Source organism: Metabacillus sp. GQ13 (assembly GCF_059758525.1).
This window is the reverse complement of the sequence record NZ_JCAXET010000011.1, coordinates 152,615-178,131: the sequence shown is the minus strand read 5'-3', so window position 1 is coordinate 178,131 and position 25,517 is coordinate 152,615. Positions and strand designations below refer to the sequence as shown.

Genomic DNA, 25,517 nt, shown 5'->3' with positions numbered 1-25,517 from the left:
CAGGAAAGTCACTTTGGGTTTACAATTAAAAAAGGTACTCACCATTTGGCAAGTACCTGCTTCTAAATCTTATTTTGGAGCTCGTAATAAAATCCTTGTTCGTTTATTAGTTCATCATGTGTTCCTCTTTCAATAATTCGTCCATCCTTCAAAACCACTATTTGATCTGCCTTTTGAATCGTATTAAGACGATGAGCTATGACAAACGTTGTTCTCCCCTGCATTAACCTTGCTAACGCCTCTTGGATTCTGATTTCCGTTATCGTATCAATGCTACTAGTAGCTTCATCTAAAATTAATAGTTTTGGATTAGCCAACATCGCTCTTGCTATTGCTAAAAGTTGCTTTTGTCCATGACTTATCCCATCTCCATCATGACTTATGATCGATTGATATTGGTTTGGCAGCTTGCGAATAAACGAATCTGCATTTGCAAATCTAGCAGCCTCTTCTACTTCCGCGTCTGTTGCATTTAATCTTCCATATCTGATATTTTCTAAAATCGAACCATGAAAGAGGAATGTATCCTGTAAAACAAAAGCCATTTGCCTGCGAAGACTATCACGACTCATTCGATTAATGTCGATTCCATCAACAGTAATGACGCCATCATCCGCGTCATAAAATCGTGAAATGAGATTAATTAACGTGGTTTTCCCAGCACCAGTTGGTCCGACTAATGCGACCGTTTCCCCTGGCTTAGCATGCAAGCTAATCTGTTCAATTGTTTGTGCATCTTCGCTCTCATCATATGAAAAAGATACATTCGAAAAAACAACTTCTCCTCTTATTGAAGGCAGCTTTTCCACCGTAGTTGAAGCATCGCTTTCCTCTGTTTCATCGATAATCATAAACACCCTGTCTGCTCCAGCCAATGCTGATAGTAATGTATTAAATTGGTTGGCAAGGTCATTTAAAGGCCGAGTAAACTGTCTTGCATATTCAGCGAAAATAACAATAACACCTATAGTCACGAGTCCATTTAATGCTAATAAACCACCTACTCCTGCAATAATCGCAAAGCTTAGATTGTTTAACATGTTCATAACCTTTGGTATAAAGCCCGAGATTGTTTGTGCCCAGAAGCCAGATCGTTTTAGGTTATTACTTTTTTGAACGAAATCCTCGATTACCTTTTCCTCTTGAGAATACGCCTTAATCATCTTTTGCCCTGAAATAACCTCTTCAATATAGCCATTAAGTTCTCCTAAATTTTGCTGTTGCATTTTAAATAGTTTACCAGTTCGTTTGGTAATCCACTTCATCCCAATCACCATTAAAGGGATGATCGTCAGCGTTATGACAGTTAGCAGCGGACTGAGGATAATCATGACAGTAACGGTGCCAACTAAGGTTAAAACACTTGAGAATACTTGAATCACGGAACTATTCAATGTAGAGCTAACATTTTCTATGTCGTTGGTAACGCGACTCATTACTTCTCCATGCTGCCGTTTATCAAAAAATGAGATCGGAAGCTTATGTAGTTTATGAAATAAGTCTGTTCTTAACCTATTTACAGTCGTTTGTGCAATTCCAATCATCCAATAATTCTGTAAAAAAAGCGCTAGTGAATGAAAGGCAAAAATCACTGCTAATCCTATTAATAATAGGAGCAATCCATTCATTTCCTGTGAAACCATGTAATCATCAATGGTTATTCCTATTAAATAAGGTCCTAGTAAACCTAAAGCAGAGCTTACCAATACCATTAACAACACACTGAAAAGTTGTAGCCGTTTAGCGGATAAGTATCTCCATAGTCTAGTTAATGTACTAAAGTTAATTTTCATTCGCTTTTTTGTTTTTGTTACATGATTATGTACGCTAATTCTTTCATACTTAAAGGGTCTAGTTAGTTGCTTTAACATCTGTTAATTCCTCCATCATCTGAGAGTGATAGATTTTTTGATAAAGCGGTGATGTCTTTAGTAATTCTTCATGTCGTCCAACAGCGACCAAAACACCATCATCTAATAGGAGAATCTTATCCGCTTCTAGTGCAGAACTGATTTTTTGAGTGATAAGTAGTGTCGTACAAGAAAAATTTTCTATCGCTTTTAAAAGCTTCATTTCTGTTTTAGCATCTAATGCACTTGTACTATCATCCAATAAAAGCAATTTTGGTTGTCTAACCAAAGCTCTCGCAACAGACAATCGTTGCTTTTGTCCACCTGAAAGATTAACACCTTTTTGACCAATCTTTGTTTCATACTTATCTGGTAGTTTTTCAATCGTTTCATGAATTTGTGCAGATTGAGCAGCCTCGATAACTTCCTCAATTGTTGCATGCTCGTTCCCCCAAGCAATATTGTCCTTGATTGTTCCTGTAAAAAGAACTGCCTCTTGTGGAACAAGGCCTATTTGATCGCGCAAATTTTTCAAGTTAATTGTATCTACTGGGGTATCATCAATGATAATTCGTCCTGAATCGACTTCGTAAAACCTCGGGATTAGTTGAAAGAGTGTCGATTTACCAGAACCTGTTCCACCCAATAAAGCAACCGTTTCTCCTGCATTTACGGTGAATGAAATATCGCTTAGAACGACCTGTTCTGTATTAGGGTATGTAAATGAGACTTGATCAAATTTCACTTTTCCTTTTGCAAACGTATTTGTTGTTTCTTCATGATCATTATCAATCTCTGTATCTAATACTTCCGAAATACGGGCTGCCGAAGCATGTGAGCGTGATAGAAACATAACAATAAATGAAAACATAGATAAAGCTGCCGTAACACGCAATCCATAATTAACAAGCGCCACTACTTCTCCTACCTGAACATTGCCGTTAACAACTTGGTTGGAACCATTCCAAAGAATGACGACAATTGCTAGATTCATAATCAGTAATAAGATAGGCATAGATGATTCAATTAACCGAAACGTGGTAATGGTTGAATCTCTTAACGAATTAGTCGCATTTGTAAATCTACTTATCTCATGATCCCTTCTCACATACGCCTTGATCAATCTCATACCCATCAAGCTTTCTCTTAAGACATCATTCACATTATCGAGCCGGGATTGAACATGTTTGAATAAGCGACTTCCCTTTTTCATTATCCAGAAAAGCATCAATATCACGGCAGGAATAACAACTAGAAAAATACTTGCTAATGTTGCATTTACGATAAATGACATGATAATTGCCCCTATTACAAGGAGCGGTGCTCTTAACATAATTCTAAGTCCCATAAATAATGTATTTTGAAGCTGTGTGATATCATTTGTCATTCTTGTGATTAATGAAGAGGCTGGAAACTTGCTCAATTTTTCAAAAGAAAACTCCTGCACCTTAACAAAAATTTGTTTTCGGATATCAAAACCAAAGCTCTGACTGACATGAGCAGCATAAAATGAGTTAATCATCCCTGATGCAAATGCAATTAGGGAGATTCCGACCATTACTCCACCCCAAATCATCACAACCGTAAGATCGCCTTTAAGTATTCCTTCATCAATTATTTTAGCCATTAACAGTGGATGAAAGAGTTCAACTCCTAATTCAGTAAGCATTAATAGTAATGCAATCGACATTGGTAACCGATATGGTTTAAGAAATAAGCTATATTTCAACATCTGTATCCTCCATATATTCGCTCAAAAAAGTGGTTTTTCCGAAAGAAAGGGTTTTCATTTTGTGTATTTAGTTCATTAGCTGCTGAAATAAATGGCAACTATGTTCATGATGCTAGGGTCTGTCCTTCATATAGTTTACCAATTATTAATAGCTTTGCCGAGAAGTATGCCTACGTTTCTCTTAAACCGTTCTCTTTTGGAATAACCGCATTTTCTAATACACATATAAAATCAGCTAACTTAGCATAAATAATAACAATATATTTTACAGATTAATTAGCAAGAACATAATAAAATTATGACTCTGCTAATAAGCTATCTGAATTAATATGCTAATTCTATAACTAAAAAAGCGACAGATAGCTTGCCGTTATGTTTTATTAACTGTGCGGTACTATTAAAGTTGTTATTTTTCCCTTGTATTCTAATCTTCTTATCACATGCCTCCAGTGATAAATTGTAGTCTTTCGCTATTTTCCTTTACAGCTAGAATATACTATTCCCACAATTAGGACATATTTGCCTCACCTTGTAAATCGTATAATATCCCAGCTTTCCCTCCTCGGTTGTTTAGTTTTCATATTTAATATTAACTTTTAATGATGGTTGACCCAACGAAAATGCTTGCTCCACTATACTTGTCACATAGTTATAAAAACTAACTAGTAATATGTCACTTTAACATTATTTTCTTTCCCCTAATTTTAGAAAGCCAAAAAAGCGTTCCTACTCTTGTTAAAGGAACGCACCAGTTGCTTTAATAAGAACTCTTTACATTTTACCTTCTTTTATCCATGTCCAGATACGAAAACTACTGAGTACTGACACCAAGAAAAGTAAAAACATAAATATAACGAAAAGTGATAATCTGTTTATTTCTTGTAATCCCTCATCATTAGCCATTACCCACACAGTTAAGCCAAGTAGCATTATGTAACAAAATACATTAGGAATAATCCATACGATTCTTAACTTTGTATTATTCAATAGTACTCCCCCTCAAAGCACGTACGAATTCCAATGGGAATAAGCTCCATATTAAAAGCTGATTTTAAATAACCTGCCCCTTTTCGTTGAATAACGATAAAGAAAAAAGGCTGCCGTAGCAACCCATTTTATTCTTCAACTCTTGCACCCGTTTGTTTAAGTGCATTTGTTCACAATCAAACAAACATGAACTGCAAATAGTTGCTTAAACCACCCGAGCCCTTTAATGCAGTATGAGCTTCCGAAACGCCAGCTTCTACTCTTAAATTCTTGTACTCAATAGTTTAACTATTTCCTTCTAATTTTTAATACACCCCAGGATAACAACCAAGTAACTCCAATAAAAACTGCCTCTATCGTATAAGATTCAAAATTATTCATATGTACAGCAAAAAATTCAGATGTACTTCCAGAATAAAAATAATACCCTATCCACAAATAAGTAATTATGGATATAATGAAATGAATTAAAGGACCTATAATTATTTTATTGAATAGCCACGCTGACAAGGTTCCCAATAAGATTGCAATCGGTATTTTAAGCACTTCAATTGCATAAGGACCAAACCATGTTGACGCACTTCCCATTAGTAGACACCTCATTTTTAATGTAAAATTCAATATTTTTGTTGAACTAACCTGCCACTTTAGTTTAATATCGGGATTGCTTTCTATTAGGCATTTCGATATAGAGAAAGGAATTGTTGCCTTCTTCCGTTCTCAAATTTATCTATGTAGTTATCACCAGTCGTTTTAAAAATCACTAATTAAACTAGAAACATTTCGCACCAGAAATGCAACCGTTATTTAATAAAGAAATCTTAATTTTTGTCTCTACCACCAAAATATAAAACTATTAAAAATAGGAATAATTAAAGCTAAACCAAGACAAATGACCGCTGCTATTTTTGACTGTTTAATAGTACGTTCATCTCCCTTGCCTAAGTTTTCAATAAATGTAAGAGTGAAATAAAAACAGAAAATAATAAGTAAAATTGAAATAATTTCTCCCAAACTTACTGTCTCTATATTGTTCATAATATCCTCTACCTACCCATTTCAAATAACTGTCTCGTTGAAGATAAATTACTCTAATGGAAAGTCATATCATATATAGTTAAATACTTTTCTAAAACTCTATATTTCATGCTAGTGCAATAGACGGTTTAATTCGTTCCATACAATCCCAATACCGAACAATATTTATCTACAGAAATTCCCAATACATTTACTCAACCAACCTCTTAAGAACACCCGTCCCTTATTTTACCATTTATTTCAAGTCATTAGCTATATTTTCTTATGATCCTTCTTGTATTCTTTCCCATATCTGAATAAGAATAACCGAATGCAACGTTGAATACTTTTTAACACAATGCTCCAAAAAATGTTAAAAGCAGTGTGTTTTCATATCAGAAACACACTGCTTTTATATTTGCCTTTAGATTCACTTTTTCATATGCTGATACCTCAACAAAGGCTTAGTTTTTTCTGTTCCTATCTTTTTAAAATAAAACGAGTTAGTACTAAGACCGCTATCCTTAAGATTGTAGACATCTTTCGCTAACAGCCTCAGTGTACAGTAGAATTTTATATAGATATACTAACGCTAGTTTGCAACGTTTTACCTGGTTTTATTATCGTTAATTCTTGTTTTCTGTTCATTTCATTTGTTTTCGCCATCCATGGTTCCACACAAACAAATTCTTGCCCCTCCTCAGACCAAAGAACAATATACGGAAATTCATTCGCATATTTCACCGTTATCTGTTTCGCTATTTCCTCTAGCTCAAAACGAAAAGTAGTCATTTGAGGTTTTAGAACATATGCCTCCACTTGATCTATCGTAATAACTTCTTCAAGCTTTTTCGTTTCCATATCATTATAATCCAAGTAAACTTCTGCATCTGTGGCAATCTTTAGCTGTTTATTCGCAGTCTTAAAGTAGGGATGAAATCCTGGATAAATTGGCATTTCCTCTATTGATTTATTTTTGTATTCCTGTTCAATAACCAATTCATTTTCACGTAAAATGTATGTATATAGCAGTTCAAATTCAAATGGATAGACCGCTAATGTCTCTTCATTGCTAATAAGTCTTAGTTTGATGACACCTTCTTCTGCTGCAGTGCTTTCAATCACTTCCCATGGTAAATTACGAGCAAAACCATGATTTTTCATCGTATAAGTCTTTCCATCCCAATCATATTGTCCATTTGTTAATTGTCCTGAAATCGGAAAAAGAATTGGTATTCCGCCTCTTATATTTTTCGTTTCATTATGTAAAGTCTCTTCATTTAAAAACAACAATTCCTCGCCTTGTATGCCGAGACTAGTAATAATCCCGCCACGCTCTGGAACGACCTTTAACCATGATGTATTCGTAATGTTCCGAATTTCAATAAATGTTAATGTTTCTTCTTTAAATTCCTTTTTTGTATACATGTTGACACTACTCCTTTATTTAACGCTTGTTAGTTTTACTATACAGATGTTTTGGTTCGTTATCTAGTTTGAGTTCTACGTAAAAATCTATCCCCATGGGAATGATTAATCTACAAATCCGGATTACAATTTTGTAAATTTCTTCGTCTAATCTTGAATACAATCAATCAAATGATATACTCGACTAAAATAGCATTGTATTAGGTCGTTACTACTTAGCATTAATAAATCCCTTTTTCAAAGGACTGACCGATCTTGCTATATTAAGAAGAAGGAGTGCATCTATGAATCAAAAACAAAAACCATCTTTACAGATACTTTGGGAAATATTGATCGTTTCAACCAGGCTTGGTTTTACATCATTTGGTGGACCAATTGCCCACTTAGGATACTTCCACGAGGAATATATTCGACGGAGAAAGTGGATGGATGAAAAAAGCTATGCGGATTTGGTTGCTTTATGCCAATTTCTCCCTGGACCCGCAAGCAGTCAGGTTGGGATTGGCATTGGTGTGATGCGAGCAGGTATATTAGGTGGGATTACATCCTTTATTGGCTTTACCCTCCCTTCTGTCATTGCATTAATTGTCTTTGCCATCATTCTCCAAGGCGTAGATATTGGGGATGCTGGCTGGCTTCATGGACTAAAAATTGTTGCCGTCGCTGTTGTTGCCCACGCCATTCTTGGCATGGCACAGAAGTTAACACCTGACCTAAAAAGAAAAGCAATTGCCTTATTCGCATTGGTCGGTACCTTGGTATGGCAATCAGCCATTACTCAAATTAGTGTGATTTTAATCGCGGCAATCATCGGCTTCCTCCTTTTTAAACATCAAAAGGAAGAAGATGGATCACCTATTCATTTTCCGATTTCCAAACGAGTTGCTGTCACTTCACTTCTGTTATTCTTCGGCCTACTGATCATTTTGCCAATCTTATCGAAGTTGACGTCAATTAGTTGGATCGCGATGTTTGACAGTTTTTATCGATCTGGTTCACTGGTTTTTGGTGGAGGACATGTTGTCCTACCTTTACTTGAACAAGAATTCGTTCCGACAGGTTGGCTGAGCGAAGAAGCATTCCTCGCTGGTTACGGCGCGACCCAAGCAGTACCTGGTCCGTTATTTACTTTTGCAGCTTATATTGGTGCTGTCATTAATGGTTGGCAAGGAGGTCTATTAGCAACAATAGCGATTTTTTTGCCGGCATTTCTTCTTATTTTAGGCACACTGCCATTTTGGAATGATTTACGACGAAATCCAACTGTTAAGGGCGCATTATTTGGTGTCAATGCAGCAGTTGTTGGTATTTTAATCGCAGCCTTTTACCAACCTATTTGGACAAGTTCAATATTGGAACCACTTGATTTTGCATTCGCAGCGATTCTGTTCGGTATGCTTGTCTTTTGGAAGCTTCCACCATGGATAATTGTCGTTACTGGTGCAATTGGCGGCTGGTTGTTAGCCTATTTGTAAGGTTTCATTAAACTATGCCGCATCCACACCACATATTTTTAAAAAAGCTGTCTCATCCATTTGAGTCAGCTTTTCTCATTTTGAGAAGTTGTGTTTACTACTTAAGTATGTTCATTTTAAATAACAGTTCTCCTTTATCGGAAATAGTAATCTCTGAAAAAAAGTGTTTTTCTCCATATGTAATCGTAATTGTTCCATATGTTTACTCCCATTATTCTAGCTTACGATTTCTTAAAATACGCTTGAATTTTTTCCTGCTTATGACAATAATATGACTATTAGGGAATTTCGCATTTCGAAATAATCATTTTGACTAACCAAATAAAGGAGATAACATAGTATGTCTACTGCTTCAATCCCAAAACAAACAGTATCTTACCAACAAGAAACAGGGACTGTCTACAACATTTTATTTATTATCGGACTTTGTCACCTTTTAAATGATAGTATCCAATCCGTGATTCCAGCAATGTTTCCAATCTTGGAGAAGTCGATGGGACTAACCTTTACACAGCTTGGTTTAATTGGATTTACTTTAAGTATCGTTTCTTCTGTCCTACAACCAGTAGTTGGACTTTATACGGATAAAAGACCGATTCCATTTGCACTTCCAATCGGCCTAACGAGTAGTATGTTTGGTGTCCTCGGATTAGCTTTGGCACCATCGTTTCTTACCATTCTTCTATCTGTGATCTTTATCGGTTTAGGTTCAGCCATATTTCATCCTGAAGGATCCCGAGTAGCCTATATGGCAGCCGGAAAAAGACGTGGCTTAGCACAATCGATTTACCAAGTTGGAGGGAATAGTGGCCAGGCACTTGCACCAATTATCACCGCACTTATTCTTGTTCCACTAGGACAGTTTGGTGCCATTTGGTTCACAATTGTTGCAGCCATTGCTGTTGCCTTCTTAATTTATATTGCAAATTGGTATTCAAAAAGTTTATTAGCTTTAAAGACTGAAAATAAACAAAAGTCCAAGATTAATGTAAAAAATTCACCCTTAACGAAACCAATAAAACATGCAATTATCGTGATTATTTTCCTTATTTTTGCTCGTTCATGGTATGTAAGTGCCATCTCGAATTTTTATACTTTTTATGCAATCGAAAAATATAATTTAACAATCGCTGGGTCCCAAGTGTACATTTTTACCTTTCTATTAATGGGTGCTGTCGGTACATTTATTGGTGGCCCATTAGCAGATCGATTCGGAAAACGGAACGTAATCATTGTATCCTTACTTGCAACAGCACCACTTACATTAGTATTACCATTTGTAGGATCTCTGTTCTCGCTAATTATATTAGCGCTAATCGGGTTAATTCTCATGTCTAGTTTTTCTGTGACAGTTGTATACGCACAAGAGCTTGTTCCCGGAAAAATTGGTACGATGTCTGGATTAACAGTCGGACTCGCATTTGGGATGGGAGCTATTGGTTCAATTGCATTAGGGACAATGATTGATGCTGTTGGATTAACACCCACTATGATTAGTGTTGCATTTCTACCCTTAATTGGTATCACTGCCTTTTTACTACCAACTGATAAAAGATTAGTTGAATGGCAACAAGACTAATTAATCCCCTATGTTAAGAGGAGATCATTTCGTTATATAGAGCAAAAATATACCAGAAAACTAGATTAAAAGGAAATAATTGGCACTATTTTTAATCTAATTGTAACCTACGCTACCCCCTTTCTATGTTATAACTATAAGGACGAGAAAGGGGTTGCTTTATGCGAGCTTTAAAGCGAACAATTGCCACAATCGGTATTCTTCTATTATCTTTACCTATTTCTTATGTGGCAAATGCAGAAACGACTAAAGACACTTTAAACAGTGCTAAGGAACAGCTAGAGCAGAATCAACAAACCATTCTTCAAAAGGAAAAAGAACAAAAAGCTGTTGATGAAGAAGTAAAAGCTATACAAGATAATGTACAGGCTCTAGAAAAAGAAATCTCAGAAAATGAACTAAGCCTAGCTGAGGTTGAAAGTAAAACGAGAGAAATTCAGCAACTTATCGAACAAAAAAAAGAAGCGATCGTATTGCTTCAGGACAAGGTATATGCACGTGAAGGAATTATGGAGAAACGACTTGTAGCTCTCCAACACAGTGATCATACATCAATTGTAATTGAGACACTCATGAACTCTGAAAGTATTGGAAACTTTTTCGAACGAATTGGTGCTGTTTCTACCCTATTAAATGCAGACCAAACGATATTAGATGAACAAGAAGCTGATTTAAAGCAAATTGAAGAAGATAAAAAAGAAGTTGATAAACAAGAATTACTTCTCATTGCTAAGCAGACTGAACTGGAAGAAAAAAAGGCCGCGCTTGAAGGAAACTACCAAAAAAGAAATCTAGCACTTATTGCTATGCAAGATAAATATACTAAGCTTGCTTCTGAGATTAACCTTGCAGAACAAGAAAAACGCACACTACAAACGAATATAACGTCTATTCAATCTGAGATTAAAAAGGCTGAGGACGCCGCAAAAGCTAGAGCAGTTGAATTAGCTAAAGCGAAAAAGGCAAAAGAAGAGGCTGCAACTGTTGAAAAAGCACTAGCACCACCTTCACCTACTAAAACCAATACCACATCTAACAAAACTGAAACCTCTAAAAATGAAAGTTCAGGAAAAGAGATGTACGTAAATGCTACTGCCTACAGCCATGAGGACACTAAAAGTGATTTTACTTACATGGGTTATAATATTAAAAAGAATCCAAATATGAAGCTTATCGCTGTTGATCCTGGCGTTATTCCACTTGGATCTAAAGTTTGGGTCGAAGGATACGGAGTTGCAATTGCTGGAGATACAGGCGGAGCCATTATTGGTCATAAAATAGATGTGCTAATGCCCTCAAGCGCAAGAGCACTTCAATGGGGACGTAAGACAGTTAAGATTATTATCTTAGATTAATTGAAATCATCCTATAATACGTGGAATAAAGTAGCCAAATTGGATTTTTCTGATTTGGCTATTTTATATTGTTACATTTCATTAATTTTAGGTAGTTACTTGGGTTCAGGATATATCTGGTGGCTGGAGTTTTGGTTTGTGGTTTGGGTGGAGTGGGTGAAATTGATTTGGTAGTGGATTAATTATATGAGTGCGAACGATTCAATATCATTATTATTTTTTTCCTATGAAGTTTAAATTATCATCTATACGAACGTTGCAGACAAATAGAAAAAAAGCCTTTCACCAGTTTGAGTAAACGGATGGAAGACCTTCAACTTCATGTTAATGTGAGCAAGGAAAGTCCTTATTTCTAAGTAGAAGTGTAAGCCCTACCATAACGATTTAAAGTAAATGGATTAGTCTCATGGTAAGGTAATACCTTCACTCTCTAGAAATTTGAGAAATTATCTTTAAAACTATACCTTTACCATTCTGCAATAGAACCATCTTTATGTCGCCAAATTGGGTTATGCCAATCAACATCTGTTTCTGAGATTTTTCGTACATGATCTTCATTAATTTCGATACCTAGTCCTGGCCCTTGGGGGATTTTCGCATATCCACTTTCGTATTTAAATACATCTTTATCTGTAATATAATCTAGTAAATCACTGCCGACGTTGTAGTGTATCCCTAGGCTTTGTTCCTGAATAAATGCATTATGTGATGTCGCATCAACCTGAAGACAAGCTGCAAGGGCAATAGGCCCTAATGGACAATGAGGTGCGACTGCTACATCGAATGCCTCTGCCATTGAAATAATTTTTTTACACTCGGTAATCCCACCTGCATGTGATAAATCTGGTTGGATAATATCCACATACCCGTCCATTAACAATGGTTTGAACTGCCATCTGGAGAACATTCTTTCTCCTGTTGCAATAGGGATTGAGGTATGGTTAGCAATTTCTCTTAGTGCTTCATTATTTTCAGGAAGAACCGGTTCCTCAATGAACATAGGTCGGTAATACTCTAGCTCTTTAGCTAGTGATTTGGCCATTGGTTTGTGAACTCTGCCATGAAAGTCTATTCCGATGCCAACATAAGGTCCAACTGCTTCTCTCACAGCAGCAACTCTCTCTAATACCTGATCTATCTTTTCATGAGAATCAACGTATTGTAGTTCTTCCGTTCCATTCATTTTTATTGCTGTAAAGCCACTGCTAACAACCTCTTTTGCAGCTATTCCCACGTCTGCTGGACGATCTCCACCAATCCATGAGTAGACCTTAATGGAATCACGGCATGCACCACCTAGTAATTGGTGAATCGGTGCATTATAATATTTCCCTTTAATATCCCATAACGCCTGGTCAATTCCTGCAATAGCACTCATTAGGATAGGGCCTCCTCGATAAAATCCAGAACGATACATCATATTCCAGTGATCTTCAATATGAGCAGGGTCTTTCCCTATTAAATTTCCCATGAGTTCTTTGACCGCGGTTTTAACTGTTTCGGCTCTACCTTCGATAACTGGTTCACCCCAGCCAGTAATGCCTTCATCTGTTTCAATTTTTAAGAACAACCATCTTGGTGCTACTTTAAAGAGCTCAAATCCCGTGATTTTCAAATAAACTACCTCCTCTAGTTAATTTTTGATTTGAATTGACTAGCAGTGATCGTAAGTTTTTCTAAGTATACCTCGGTAACAGCTTCCTTTGTGTTAACCAGTGAGCTGCCTAAACCTACACCTATGGCCCCTTTTTCTATATACTCAGCTATGTTATTAAGACCTATTCCTCCTGTTGGTAATAGAGGAATCTGTGGAAGTGGTCCGTGTATGTCTTTCACAAAATCTGGTCCTAGAGAAGAGGCGGGAAATACCTTGATAATATCTCCGCCTCCTTCATAAGCGGCTAAAATTTCTGTAGGAGTAAAGGCCCCAGGGATACTGATTGCCCCGTAACGTTTTGTCATTTTAATCGTTTCTAAGTTAAGCGAAGGTGATAGAATAAATTGCGCACCTGCTAAAAGGGCATTACGTGCAGATTCTGGATCTAATACTGTACCAGCACCTACTAAAACATGATTACCTAATTCTTCTCGAATTTTCTCAATAGAGGTGAGAGCATTTGGTGAATTTAAGGTAATTTCGATAATACGGATTCCTCCTGCATGGAGAGCTTTTGAGATTGCAAGAGCATCTTCTGGCTTGGAACCACGAATGATAGCAATTATTTTTTCTTGTTTAATGGTGTTAAGGATATCCATTCATACTACCTCCTTTTGTATAGGCTCTTTTCTAAAAATTTGTTGCTCTAGCACTATGTAAATTCAAGTAATCTCTAGAGGGATCTCAGAGTATTTATAGTGAAAAGAGCACGAAGATAAACTTAAAACATGTCCTACAGAAAACAACCAGCTTTACGAAAACAGTCAATGGAAAATTAACGGCTTATATCTTCCTTTTGATCTTGTTTGATAAAATGTTCTAACCGTTTCTTGTCTGGAAGCCCCTCATAATCTCCTCTAACCATGACCGCCATCGCACCCATCGCGCAGGCTATCTCTACTGATTTCGATGTACTATGATTGTCTAGTAGGCCAGATATTAATCCTGCTGCAAAACTATCCCCAGCTCCCACCGGATCAACGACCTGTGCTTTAAAGCCAGAAACAAATCCTCTATTTTGTTCTTCGGCAAAGTACGCACCCTCCTCGCCAATTTTCACGACCACCAGTGAGGCACCTAAAGTCAAAAATGACTCAGCTATTTCGACAGGATCTTCTGTATCAAATAAAAACTCACCTTCTCCTTTTCCTGGTATAACAATATCTGAAAGCTTCGCGATACCTAAAAGCGTTTCTTTTGCTTCAGCTTTATTCCATAGTTTTCTACGGAGATTGGGATCAAATACAACTCGAAGCCCATTTTTCTTTGCTAACTTTATGGAATGGAATATTGTTTCTCTGGCAGTTGAACTAAGAGCGGGTGTAATACCCGTAATATAGAGATACTTCGCTTGAGCTAGATAGGATTCTTCTAAGTCTTCCGGTGCTAATTTACTTGCTGCGGAATTTTCTCGGTAATAATAAATTCTTACTTCTCCTTCACGAATGATTTCTTTAAAAAAGGTTCCGGTTCTAGAAGAAGTATTGATCTTAGTTTGGCAAGTATCTACGCCCTCTCCGCGGACAGCCATTAGTATTTGAGATCCGAATTCATCGTCACCAAGCTTACTTATCCATCCCGTCCTATGACCAAGTCTTGTCAGTCCGATTAATGTATTGGTTTCTGCACCAGCAATTTTTGAAGTGTAGGTATTCGCATGTCTCATAAGTCCTTCTGTTCCTGGTGTGAATTGAATCATAGTTTCTCCAATAGCAATTACATCCACGTTATTCCCTCCTTTTAACCGGAAACTTTATATCCTATACTATTTGAAATTTCTCTAGCAGTTTTTAATAACTTACTAGCGATATCCCCTTTTCTTGTTAGCATTCTTTCTTTTGGTCCAGCCACACTAATAGCGGCCATTAATTCATTTCCGGCACCAAAAATAGGGGCAGCTAAACAATATAACCCTTCTTCATTCTCCTCATCATCAATACTGTATCCCTGATTTTTAAAAACTTCTAATTGTTCTTCCAACTCAGATCGAACGGTAATTGTTTTATCTGTTATCGGAAGAAATTCCGTTCTATCCAAGATAGAACTTTGCTTTTCACTAGGTAGAAAGGCTAAAAAGGCTTTTCCAAGTCCTGTGCAATACAATGGTCTCCTAAAACCGGTTTGAGCAGTCGTACGAATTGAGCGGTTATTATCGATTTTAGCAATGTAGAAGAGTTCTTCCTGAGAAAGCACTGCCATAAAAACAGTCTCTTGTACATAAGACATTAAGTTCTTTAAATAGGGTGTACCAACACGGGTGAGGTCTAATGAATCCATTGCACTTCGACCAATATGAATTAATTTAGCACCAAGTTTATAATTTTTACGATCATCCTGGCTTAAATATCCTTCACTAGCTAATGTCTTTACTACATTAAAAACACTACTTTGAGGTAAATGAAGCTTCTCACTTATTTCCTTAATGGTCAGACCTTCTGGATAATTAGCTAGAAGTTCGAAAATCTCAAGCACTCTTTTTGCTGACTTTACTGACAAATCATCACCCCGATTCACATATGGAATTTTAAATTATATTTGTGATTTACTGAAACTCTATCATTCGTTACCCTTTTCGTCAACTATAATCTAGTATCCTTTAATTATTAACATTTGGTTGAAGCGCTTTCAATGATGTGTTACGATGTGAACTATAAATCACATATATAAACGTAAATTCCATATGTGATTCAATTAAGGGGGATATTATATGACTGGAAGTTCTTTAATTCTTATTGCAGTCTTTGGTGTAGCACTATTGTTATTTCTTGTCATGCGTACCAAATTACAAGCATTTTTGGCATTAATCCTAGTTAGTTATATTGTGGGCTTAGTAGCGGGATTAAGTCCCGCAGAAGTAATAAAAGCCGTACAAGATGGTATGGGTGGAACAGTTGGAGAAATTGCAGTAATAATTGGGATTGGAGCCATGTTTGGTGAGATCTTGAAGGTTTCTGGAGGAGCAGAAAGACTTGCTCTTACATTAATGAAGAAGTTTGGAGAAAAAAGAGTAAACTGGGCTTTAATGCTGACAGGATTTATTATTTCGATTCCAGTTTTTCTCGATGTTGCCTTTGTCATTCTCGTTCCTATATTATATAGTTTAGCTCGTAAAACAAAGAAGTCATTATTGTTTTATGGTATCCCATTACTAGCCGGTCTTGCGGTGACCCATAGTTTTGTTCCACCAACGCCAGGACCAATTGCCGTATCATCCCTACTTGGTGCAAACATTGGTTGGGTAATCTTATTTGGTCTTATGGCAGGTATTCCTGCTGCCATTATTGCAGGGCCAATCTTCGGAACGTATATATCAAAGAAAATACATGTTACTGTTCCGGAATATATGATTCCTGAAATGGAAAAAACTAAGAATGAAAAAGAATTACCTAGCTTTGGCATGATTGCTACGTTAGTAGGACTGCCTCTCTTACTTATATTATTAAACACTGTACTTTCAGCAGTACTTGAAGAAGGAAATACAGTTAGAACAATTATGTCATTTATCGGGGACCCCGGTGTTGCTTTAACTATTACAGCACTTCTAACGTTTTATCTATTAGGAACTAGAAGAGGCTACACAAAAGAAGAAATTCAAAACATTGCTACAAAATCCTTGGAACCAGCTGGGATAATAATCCTCATTACCGGAGCCGGCGGTGTATTTGGTCAAGTGTTGGTTGAAACAGGTGTTGGAGAGGTTTTAGCTAATACAATGTCTAACTTAAATGTACCGATTATTATTTTCGCATTCTTAATTGCTTCTGCTATTAGAATCGCTCAGGGTTCAGCTACGGTTGCAATGATTACTACAGCAAGTTTAATTTCACCCATCATTGACTCTCTTGCTATTGGTGGGCCAATGCTTGCATTACTAGTTATTACGATTGCATCAGGAGCAACTATTGCTTCTCACGTAAATGACTCAGGCTTCTGGATGGTTAACCGATTCTTTGGCTTAACTGAAAAAGAGACACTTTTATCTTGGACAGTAATGGAAACAATTATTGCCTTTGTCGGATTTGGCGTGTCACTGCTTATTAGTTTCTTTATCTAAGGATTTAGATAAAGGCACAAATTAATGACTCTTTTTGATAAATAGTTTTTCTAGTCTATAACGAAAAATTAGTAAACTTGAGAAATTAATTGCTTGACGAGGAAGTCATATATATAGGCTCCTCGACAAGTATTTTTATTTTGGACTGTTTGGTTTAATCATTAAATTAAGCTCTTTTCTAAAGTTTGTTGCTCTAGTACGAATAAAAATCGGCTTTTGGATTTTTATGATCTAAATTGAAGCTATGTCTAAAGGGATATCAGACTAATTTAGCGAAATGAGCACGAAGATATCCTTAAAACGTGTACATTAGTACTTTGTACGGAAAACAACAAATCTTTGCGAAAATAGCCTTAAATTAAATAGGAACTCTTCTAGCAATCAGTGTCTGAAAGATTATCAAAATTGATACTGGTATTCAAATTTTCAGATCAAATAGATATCTATACACAAAAGAAAAGGTCTTGCAGACAATGGAAGACCTTTAACCTATATTTATTTAATGTAAGGTGAACACACTTTCTTAATAATTACATCCCGCCCATTCAACACTATCTCCTCTTCTCGCTCGATTATCTTGGTTTGTGGACAAAATAAATAAGCGGACGTATTAATCTTATTTATGGCTCAAGGTATACTCCCATTTTAAAAGCAATACAAGTAAAACCCGACAATCAGCGCATAAGTAACACAAACTAGCAGATCCTAGTACTATACAAATAGTTATTTTTCAATAAGGAGATGATCAGATGGATCAAAGAGATTTACATTCGGAGGTAACTCCTCATCAGGATGGGAAAAAGGAATCGATTATAAACGATCCTTTATCTACGACCGGGTCACAAATGGGAATTACCCTGAATGCTGACCCTGAATTTACTCAGCAAAAAAATCCCTTTAAACATCAACCGATACTTGATCCTGAGATGACTCAATTTGAAAAGCTAATGAGAGGTAAAAAACCACAAGAATAAAGAGGTGGATCATATGTCAGATTGGAATGAGCAAGCAGCACCTAACAATAATTTACCTTCTAAAACGCTAGCATCTTCAAAATTTGTTTTAAACAGGCAGAATGCAACGAAAAAAAAATCCTTCAAACATACGCAAGCGAACAAATAACCAAAATCGTGAGACAGACATTTGTCCGTCTCATTTCCTTTTTTTATAACTAATCTTAAATGATATTCCCTTCCAATATCAAGATTAAAATCTAGTAATACGAATTAGCTTAAATGATTGTGGTGTTAAACAAACGTTTATTTTGATCGATTAATCCTATTACCCCGCTGTTCCGTTCATCCTTTAGATCCATTTTGTCGGTTAATTGTTGTACTTCACCTATTTTTAGATGGCTCCTCAAGCTTGTGCCATATATATATAGCAGCTTCTTTAATATAAAATTTAAAAATGACCTAACATCATATCATGAAGTTAGGTCAGGACAGACTTATATTTCTTCCACTCTCATTCCCTGAGATTGATCAACTATGTTCCTTCATTAATTTATAAACTTGTTCTTTCGTCGGTATTGATGACATTGCTCCTTTTCCAGTCGTTGTTAAGGCTCCACTAGCGTTCGCATAGGACAAAATATCTCGATGGTCTTCCTGTAAAACAGATGTTAGTTTTTCTATTGTGACGTTCTTTTCTAATAGTTTATATAAAAAGCCACCGATAAAGGCGTCTCCTGCACCTGTCGTATCTTGAACAGAAACTGGATATCCTGATGATTGATAGCATTCTCCATTCACATAAAGATCTGCTCCCTTTGAACCTTTAGTAAACAGAACGACTTTTACATTTCCTACAAATAGGGAGTCAATTGCATCCTGCTCATTCGTTATTCCTGTAATGAAGGATAATTCCTCATCCGAAATTTTCACAATATGAGCTTCAGGGATAAATTGAAGAATCGTATTTCGGCAATCAGTAGGATCCTCCCATAACGGTAGACGAACATTTGGATCAAAACTAACGATCGCCCCCTTCTCTTTAGCAAAACGAATCGCCTTTGAGTGAGCATGCTTCATTGGACTTTCAACTAAATCAACGGAACAGAAATGGAGAATATCCCCTTCATTAAACCAATCCTCATTCATTTCTTCTTCTGTTAATAAAAGGTCAGCAGAGGGATTACGATAAAAGGAAAAATCTCTTTCCCCATCTTCTTTTAGTGATACAAAAGCTAGAGCTGTATTTGCATCCTTTGTTCTAAATATATGTTTAGTATTTACTCCAACTTGATTTAAGGTTTCTACTAAAAAGTCACCAAAAGCATCTACACCAAGCTTGGTTATCATGGAGGCTGTCCCCCCTGCGATTGCTACAGCAGCTGCAACATTAGCAGGTGCACCTCCCGCTACTCGTTCAAAAGAAACAACATCCTTTAAATCTTTGCCCTTTTGTTCTGGAATAAAGTCAATTAGCACTTCTCCAATTGCAAATAATCCTGCCATATTTGGTCACCTCTTTTTTATATAGGCTCAACATTTCTGATATATTTACTATAGCATAAACTGCTCACTATTCTTTTAAAAATAGCTACTCTAGAAGCTAGCTTATAAGGATAGCATTTATTTGCAAAAAAAAGACACTGGATCACTTCATTCATGACCCATTGTCGTTCCTTTATTTATTCTTACCCTAAGGCTGTTTGCTTCACAAAGTACTAATGTACACGATTAAAGTACATTTTAGTGCTCTTCCTTATGGAGATAGCTTCAAGATGAGGCAATAAACTTTTAAAGAGCCTATCTTAAACAGGTACTGCAACAAAAAATTCATTGTATAAAGCTTGGACAGCATGTTTTTCTTGCGGCTCTTTGACACCAAACATCATGCTTACCTCTGATGAACCTTGATTAATCATTTCAATGTTCACTCCAGCATCTGCAAGTGCTTTAGCTGCTCGTGCAGTTGTCCCGACATTATGTCTCATGCCTTCACCTACAACCATTATTAAGACTAGATCATGCTCAATGATTACCTCATCAGCTTGAAGTTCTGTCATAATGCGTTCTACAATTTCCTTTTCAACTTGTTTATTCATTTGTTTCTGTCTTAAGATCACAGTCACATCATCAATGCCAGATGGGACATGTTCATACGTTAATCCGTTATCCTCTAATATTTGCAGTAATCTACGACCAAAGCCGATTTCTCTATTCATTAAGTATTTGCTAACATAAATGCTACAAAAGCCTTCATCACTAGCAATCCCTATGACTGGCCCATTTGAATTCGCACGTTCATTAACAATTCTTGTACCCGGGGCCGATGGATTATTTGTATTTTTTACATTTACCGGAATACCCGCTCGAAATGCTGGAATAAGTGCTTCATCATGGAAAACAGAAAAACCTGCGTATGAAAGTTCACGCATTTCACGGTATGTTAGCTCTTTAATTTCTTTTGGATTTTTAACAATTGTTGGATTAACAGAATAGACAGCATCAACGTCTGTAAAATTTTCATATAAATCTGCCTTAATACCGTTTGCTAAAATAGATCCTGTAATATCTGACCCACTTCTAGAGAAAGTTAACACTTCTCCACTTTTACTGTAACCAAAGAAACCTGGAAAAACGATAATCCCTTTACGGTCACGAAGCTTATATAAGTTCTCATATGATTCTGGTAGAACCTGTGCATTTCCTGGTTCATCCGACACTAACAAACCGGCTTCTTTTGGATTGACATAATGAGCGTCCACACCACTATGTTGGAAATAGGCTGCAATAAGCTTAGCGTTATTATCCTCGCCACTTGCTTTAATTGCATCTAAGTAACGCTCAGGTTTACTTTTATCAGCATTAAGGAGAGTTGTTAAATCCTTTGAAATGGTTTCTACAATCTCTAATGAAATAGTTAATTCTTTTGCAATACTTGCGTATCTATCAATAATTATTTCAAAAAGGTCCTCAGCATTTTCATTAGCCAAGTATCTCTGTGCACACTCTATTAGTAAGTCGGTAACTTTGATATCGTCCGAAAAACGTTTCCCTGGAGCTGAGACGACAACGACCTTTCTATCTGAATCTGATACAACAATTTGTAAGACTTTATTAAGTTGTTCCCCTGAAGCTAAAGAAGAACCACCAAACTTTACGACTTTCATTTAGACAACTCCTACAATTTAAAATTTTCTGTCAAATTTTAATTTTAATTATCGCTTGTTTTCACTAAATAATCAAGGGGTTTCTCCTTCAGGAGTACATTTGTATTCTTGAAAGGGACACAACACCACTCGATTAAAAGGGTATCAGCATAGTATTATTACTATATATACCCTTTTATTTTTGTTTATAGTAGGTAAGAACCAGTGCAAATGCTAGAACAGTACCTTTTACAATATCCATAGCATAATAGGGGACTGACATCATAACTAGCCCATTCTGGAGAATACCAATTAATACTGCTCCGACAAATGTGCCAAATGCGTTTGGTTTACCAGCTCCTAATACCGACGAACCAATAAATGCGGCAGCTACAGCGTCCATTAAGTACGGAGAACCAGCATTAATTTCAGCTGTCATAACACGAGATGCCAATACGATTCCACCAATCGAAGCAAACAGTGCTGATAACAAATAAGCAATGATTTTATACTTATTCACAGGAATACCTGATAATCTAGCTGCTTCAATATTTCCACCGATTACATACATATAGCGGCCATGCTTCGTATAGGTGAGAAAAATATGGACGACGATAACAACAATGACCATGATGATAATAATCCATGGAACTTGACCTATTTTTTCAAAAATGGGACTAATGATTCCAGTAGAAAATGTACCGTCTGGCATAACCATATTTTGCGACACTGTCGCACCCTTCGTATAGGTGAGTGCAATTCCTTGAACAATGAACATTGTTGCTAAGGTCATTAACATATCAGGTACCTTTAATTTCACAATAATCAAGGCGTTTAATAGCCCAACAAGTAATGCTGCGACAATTGCAGCAAAAATAGCAATCACTGTGTCCTGAGAAAACCAAACAAACATTGAAATGACAATGGCATTTGATAAGGATGCTACTGAACCTACTGATAAATCAAAGCCATTGACTGATAACGAAATCGTTATCCCAATTGCTATAATCGTGACAATCGAAATAGACCGTAAAATATTGATAAGATTATTACTTTGAATAAATGTCGGATTAGAAGTCGCAAAAACAACAATTAGGATAAAAATTGTTAGAATTGTACCATATTTATAAAAGAATTGGAAAAAGTCGAATGATCTTTTAATAGATAGATTATCTTGTACAGGATTTGAATGATTCATCCTACTTGCCTCCTGTTGAGTAAAATAGTAACTCTTCTTCGTTGGTTAAATGAGTCTCTAATTCTTTCACAACCTGTCCATCATATAAAACATATAAACGGTTGGTAATGCCAATAATTTCAGATAGCTCAGAAGAAGCATAAATAATAGCTTTCCCTTTACTTGCTAGTGCATAAATTAAATCAAAAATATCCTTCTTTGCACCGACATCTACCCCTTTTGTCGGCTCATCAAAGATGTAAACATCTGCATCAGCATTTAACCATTTTCCTATCGCGATTTTTTGCTGGTTACCACCCGATAGGTTTTGGACAATTGATTGCTCTGAAGGCGTTTTGATTCCTAAGCTTTCGATTAGCTCTAATGCTTTTTGCTTTTCTAGCTTTTTATTTAGAAAACTAAACCGTTTCGTAAAATACCCTAAGTTTGCTACTGTTAGATTCGTTGAAACAGACTCTGTTACAAGAATACCTTCTTTTCTTCTTTCTTCAGGCACTAAAGCAATTCCTTGCTTAACTGCTTGATGAGGATTTGTTAACCGTAATTCCTTCCCATCTACCTTTACAGTACCTGCCTTAATTTTTGTTTCACCAAATAATGCCTTACACAATTCCGTTTTTCCAGCGCCAACTAAACCAGCTAGTCCAATAATTTCACCTTTTTTAACAGTTAAGGATATATTTTTCAACTTATCCTTATCAAAAAGATGAACAACTTCAAAGAACGGTTCACCGATACTGGTTAGCTTTTTGGGGAATTGTTCCTGTAGTTCTCTTCCTAGCATGTGTTCAATCACTTGATTGGTTGTTACCTCAGCAACAAGATCATGTCTAACTAACTCTCCATTTCTCATGATCGTAATCTCATCACAAATTTCAAAAATCTCCGGAAGTCGATGTGAAATAAAGATAATACCTACATTTTTTCTTTTAAGTTCTTTAACAATTCGGAATAACTCATTCGTTTCGGAATGACTTAGTGGTGCTGTTGGTTCATCTAAAATTAAGAATTTACTATTCGTCGAAACTGTCCGTGCAATTAATACCATTTGTTTTTCTGCTAGTGTTAACTCACTAACTAATTTTTTAGAGGATACATCAATATGTAAACTCGATAAGATGTCTGTTGCTTGGTTGTGGATGTTTCTCCAGTTGATAAATTGTCTTTTTCCCATAGCATTAACTGTACTTGAAAGCATAATATTCTCTCCGACAGTCAAATAAGGAATGAGCGCTGTATCTACCTCTTGATGGACAATCTGAATTCCGTTGTTATGCGCATCCTTTGGTGTTCTAATGTCCATACTCATATCATTGATAAATATATCCCCGGTATAGTGATTATAGGCTCCTGATAAAACCTTCATCAATGTTGATTTCCCAGCACCGTTAGCTCCGATAAGAGCATGCGTAGTACCACTTTTCATTGTGAAATTAACGGTATTTAATGCTTTTACACCAGGGAATTCAATAGATATATTTTTCATATCTACCACATGATTTTTCATCAGTTTGCCTCCTAACTCGTTTTAGATATGTAACTAACAGGAAACACTCTCTTAAAATGTATAAAGAGAGTGTCTTCTCTAATTCTACTGAAATTATTTTTTATAGTATTCTTTTAATGTTTTCATCCAGTCTTCTTCAAATGCTGTCGATTGTCCCCATCCTTCAATCGTGTCTGCAAGATTAACCATATTTATAGGATCACTAGACTCTACTAGTGCATCTTGAGAAATAAGTGATGCCTCTAAGTTGTAAGTTGCTGGTGTCTCTTCTCCTGCTAATTTTTTCGCTAATAATCTCATGTCTACTGCCCCTATTAATTTAGGATCAACTGCTGCAGTGTATTTCCATGAACTTTTTTGGTCCTGAATTTCTTGTAGATCGGCATTTGAGACATCGATACCATATATCTTAATTTCGTCTCTACCAGCTTCTTTGATTGCACGGGCAGCACCAATTGCAAATGCATCCCATGTTGCAAATATTGCGTCTATTTCACCTTTAGGATGTTTATTCAGCATTGCCGCTACAGCATTTTGTGTTTGTACTGATGTATCTGCTGATGCTATTCCAAAACGTTCTATTTCTTTAATACTTGGGTTAGCATCTAATGTTTCTTGATAAACTTTATTCCGTCTAACCATTGGCGGAAACCCATCAACCCACAGATAGATAATATTTGCTTCACCACTTGTGTCTTTAATAAGTTGGTCTAATGCTAATGTTGCAAGTGCTTCATCATCTTGTGAGGTTAAAGTTACACCTTCAATAGTAGCTAGTTCCTCTGTAGAGTCAAAAGTAACAACACTTTTCCCTGCATCAATCAGCTTTTGAACCTCTGCAGTTGTTGCATCGTCATCACCATGTGAAATAATAAAACCGTCATAATCCTCTTCTAACCCTTGTGCTATCGCGTCATGAAATTTTGCAGTATCGCCATTCGCTGTAAAAACATCAACTTGGAAGCCTAACGCTTCTCCTTCTTCTTTTGCACCTGCTAAGAATTGTGCTGTGTGATCATCGCCACCAATTTTTCGGATAACTTTTATTTTAGCCCCTTCACCTTTAGCAAAACGCTCAGGAACATTTTCTAATGAAACGTCAGGGTTGCCCTTTCTTTTAACTGTTTCAGCCGTTTCTCCACCATTTGAAGAACAACCTGTCAGTAATAACGTAAATGCAAGAATGAAGATAAGTGCTGATTTAACTACTTTGTTTTTCATATCTGTTTGACTCCCTTTTGCTGTTTATTTTCTTTTGTTAAGATACCTTATAAAACAACTTCGCTTTCACTTAATTTTAAACGTAAAAAACCTCTCAAAAAAAGAGAGGTTTCACCACATTTATATAAGGAGACTCCTCTCTTATCTTTCAAAACCAACTAGGTTTTGCAGGATTTAGCACCAATTCAAAATAGAACGGTTGCTGGGCGTCAACGGGCCAGTCCCTCTGCCACTCTTGATAAGAGATTGCATATGCTGTTTAGGTTAGGATCTTTTCTAAAAGATAATTGCTTAAACCGTGAAGTAAAGCTATGTACGATAAAGCAACAATCTTTGCGAATACAACCTTAAGTAAACG

Annotated in this window: 22 protein-coding genes and 1 riboswitch; of the genes, 6 read left to right on the top strand and 16 right to left on the bottom strand. The window is 36.3% G+C overall.

The window, feature by feature from the left end:
- Window positions 1–62: 62 nt before the first annotated feature.
- The 6 genes from AC6CHR_RS15205 to AC6CHR_RS15180 form a co-directional block, all read right to left on the bottom strand.
- Window positions 63–1,871: an ABC transporter ATP-binding protein gene (locus AC6CHR_RS15205; protein ID WP_498249844.1), complete on the bottom strand. Its 1,809-nt coding sequence runs from the start codon at window positions 1,869–1,871 to the stop codon at window positions 63–65.
- Window positions 1,852–3,582: an ABC transporter ATP-binding protein gene (locus AC6CHR_RS15200; RefSeq protein ID WP_498249843.1), complete on the bottom strand. Its 1,731-nt coding sequence runs from the start codon at window positions 3,580–3,582 to the stop codon at window positions 1,852–1,854. The genes AC6CHR_RS15205 and AC6CHR_RS15200 overlap by 20 nt, the downstream gene beginning before the upstream one ends.
- Before the next feature lie 771 nt (window positions 3,583–4,353).
- Window positions 4,354–4,569 (bottom strand): hypothetical protein, encoded by a 216-nt coding sequence (locus tag AC6CHR_RS15195; protein WP_498249842.1) that lies wholly within the window; start codon window positions 4,567–4,569, stop codon window positions 4,354–4,356.
- Window positions 4,570–4,857: 288 nt separating this feature from the next.
- Window positions 4,858–5,157: a hypothetical protein gene (locus AC6CHR_RS15190; protein WP_498249841.1), complete on the bottom strand. Its 300-nt coding sequence runs from the start codon at window positions 5,155–5,157 to the stop codon at window positions 4,858–4,860.
- Between the two features lie 246 nt (window positions 5,158–5,403).
- Complete coding sequence (locus AC6CHR_RS15185; RefSeq protein ID WP_498249840.1) at window positions 5,404–5,607, bottom strand: hypothetical protein; 204 nt, start codon at window positions 5,605–5,607, stop codon at window positions 5,404–5,406.
- 552 nt (window positions 5,608–6,159) lie between these two features.
- A complete protein-coding gene (locus AC6CHR_RS15180) occupies window positions 6,160–7,014 on the bottom strand; it encodes an aldose epimerase family protein (RefSeq protein ID WP_498249839.1) in 855 nt (284 codons plus the stop codon).
- Window positions 7,015–7,298: 284 nt separating this feature from the next.
- Between AC6CHR_RS15180 and AC6CHR_RS15175 the strand changes: the two genes are divergently transcribed.
- The 3 genes from AC6CHR_RS15175 to AC6CHR_RS15165 all read left to right on the top strand — a co-directional run bounded on the left by AC6CHR_RS15175 (window position 7,299) and on the right by AC6CHR_RS15165 (window position 11,423).
- Entirely contained in the window at window positions 7,299–8,489 is a 1,191-nt protein-coding gene (locus tag AC6CHR_RS15175; RefSeq protein WP_498249838.1) for a chromate transporter, read from the top strand.
- Between the two features lie 340 nt (window positions 8,490–8,829).
- Window positions 8,830–10,068, top strand: a complete 1,239-nt coding sequence (locus tag AC6CHR_RS15170) for an MFS transporter (protein ID WP_498249837.1) — start codon at window positions 8,830–8,832, stop codon at window positions 10,066–10,068.
- 161 nt (window positions 10,069–10,229) lie between these two features.
- The gene (locus tag AC6CHR_RS15165) at window positions 10,230–11,423 is read left to right on the top strand and encodes a 3D domain-containing protein (RefSeq protein WP_498249836.1); all 1,194 of its coding nucleotides are present in this window, start codon (window positions 10,230–10,232) and stop codon (window positions 11,421–11,423) included.
- A gap of 466 nt (window positions 11,424–11,889) precedes the next feature.
- On the opposite strand, the gene dgoD is transcribed toward AC6CHR_RS15165, so the two are convergent.
- From dgoD to AC6CHR_RS15145, 4 genes are all read right to left on the bottom strand, one after another.
- Entirely contained in the window at window positions 11,890–13,038 is a 1,149-nt protein-coding gene (dgoD, locus tag AC6CHR_RS15160; protein ID WP_498249835.1) for a galactonate dehydratase, read from the bottom strand.
- Window positions 13,039–13,052: 14 nt separating this feature from the next.
- Complete coding sequence (locus AC6CHR_RS15155) at window positions 13,053–13,679, bottom strand: bifunctional 4-hydroxy-2-oxoglutarate aldolase/2-dehydro-3-deoxy-phosphogluconate aldolase (protein WP_498249834.1); 627 nt, start codon at window positions 13,677–13,679, stop codon at window positions 13,053–13,055.
- Between the two features lie 176 nt (window positions 13,680–13,855).
- Window positions 13,856–14,806, bottom strand: coding sequence for a sugar kinase (locus AC6CHR_RS15150; RefSeq protein WP_498249833.1), 951 nt, complete (start codon window positions 14,804–14,806; stop codon window positions 13,856–13,858).
- 14 nt (window positions 14,807–14,820) lie between these two features.
- Window positions 14,821–15,576 carry an IclR family transcriptional regulator gene (locus AC6CHR_RS15145; protein ID WP_498249832.1) on the bottom strand — a complete coding sequence of 252 codons (756 nt, stop codon included), beginning with the start codon at window positions 15,574–15,576 and terminating at the stop codon, window positions 14,821–14,823.
- 211 nt (window positions 15,577–15,787) lie between these two features.
- On the opposite strand from AC6CHR_RS15145, the gene AC6CHR_RS15140 reads away from it, so the two are divergent.
- The 3 genes from AC6CHR_RS15140 (at window position 15,788) to AC6CHR_RS15130 (ending at window position 18,256) form a co-directional block, all read left to right on the top strand.
- Complete coding sequence (locus tag AC6CHR_RS15140) at window positions 15,788–17,134, top strand: GntT/GntP/DsdX family permease (protein ID WP_498249831.1); 1,347 nt, start codon at window positions 15,788–15,790, stop codon at window positions 17,132–17,134.
- Between the two features lie 749 nt (window positions 17,135–17,883).
- A complete protein-coding gene (locus tag AC6CHR_RS15135; protein WP_498249830.1) occupies window positions 17,884–18,108 on the top strand; it encodes a hypothetical protein in 225 nt (74 codons plus the stop codon).
- Window positions 18,109–18,121: 13 nt separating this feature from the next.
- A complete protein-coding gene (locus AC6CHR_RS15130; RefSeq protein ID WP_498249829.1) occupies window positions 18,122–18,256 on the top strand; it encodes a hypothetical protein in 135 nt (44 codons plus the stop codon).
- Window positions 18,257–18,365: 109 nt separating this feature from the next.
- On the opposite strand, the gene AC6CHR_RS15125 is transcribed toward AC6CHR_RS15130, so the two are convergent.
- The 6 genes from AC6CHR_RS15125 to AC6CHR_RS15100 all read right to left on the bottom strand — a co-directional run bounded on the left by AC6CHR_RS15125 (window position 18,366) and on the right by AC6CHR_RS15100 (window position 25,159).
- Window positions 18,366–18,497: a hypothetical protein gene (locus AC6CHR_RS15125; protein WP_498249828.1), complete on the bottom strand. Its 132-nt coding sequence runs from the start codon at window positions 18,495–18,497 to the stop codon at window positions 18,366–18,368.
- Between the two features lie 121 nt (window positions 18,498–18,618).
- Window positions 18,619–19,593, bottom strand: coding sequence for a carbohydrate kinase family protein (locus AC6CHR_RS15120; RefSeq protein ID WP_498249827.1), 975 nt, complete (start codon window positions 19,591–19,593; stop codon window positions 18,619–18,621).
- Between the two features lie 299 nt (window positions 19,594–19,892).
- The gene (locus tag AC6CHR_RS15115; RefSeq protein ID WP_498249826.1) at window positions 19,893–21,254 is read right to left on the bottom strand and encodes an aspartate kinase; all 1,362 of its coding nucleotides are present in this window, start codon (window positions 21,252–21,254) and stop codon (window positions 19,893–19,895) included.
- Between the two features lie 175 nt (window positions 21,255–21,429).
- Window positions 21,430–22,431 (bottom strand): ABC transporter permease, encoded by a 1,002-nt coding sequence (locus tag AC6CHR_RS15110; protein WP_498249825.1) that lies wholly within the window; start codon window positions 22,429–22,431, stop codon window positions 21,430–21,432.
- Window position 22,432: 1 nt separating this feature from the next.
- A complete protein-coding gene (locus tag AC6CHR_RS15105) occupies window positions 22,433–23,938 on the bottom strand; it encodes a sugar ABC transporter ATP-binding protein (protein ID WP_498249823.1) in 1,506 nt (501 codons plus the stop codon).
- A gap of 93 nt (window positions 23,939–24,031) precedes the next feature.
- Window positions 24,032–25,159, bottom strand: coding sequence for a sugar ABC transporter substrate-binding protein (locus AC6CHR_RS15100; RefSeq protein WP_498249822.1), 1,128 nt, complete (start codon window positions 25,157–25,159; stop codon window positions 24,032–24,034).
- Window positions 25,160–25,297: 138 nt separating this feature from the next.
- Window positions 25,298–25,404, bottom strand: a riboswitch (SAM riboswitch).
- Between the last annotated feature and the right edge of the window lie 113 nt (window positions 25,405–25,517).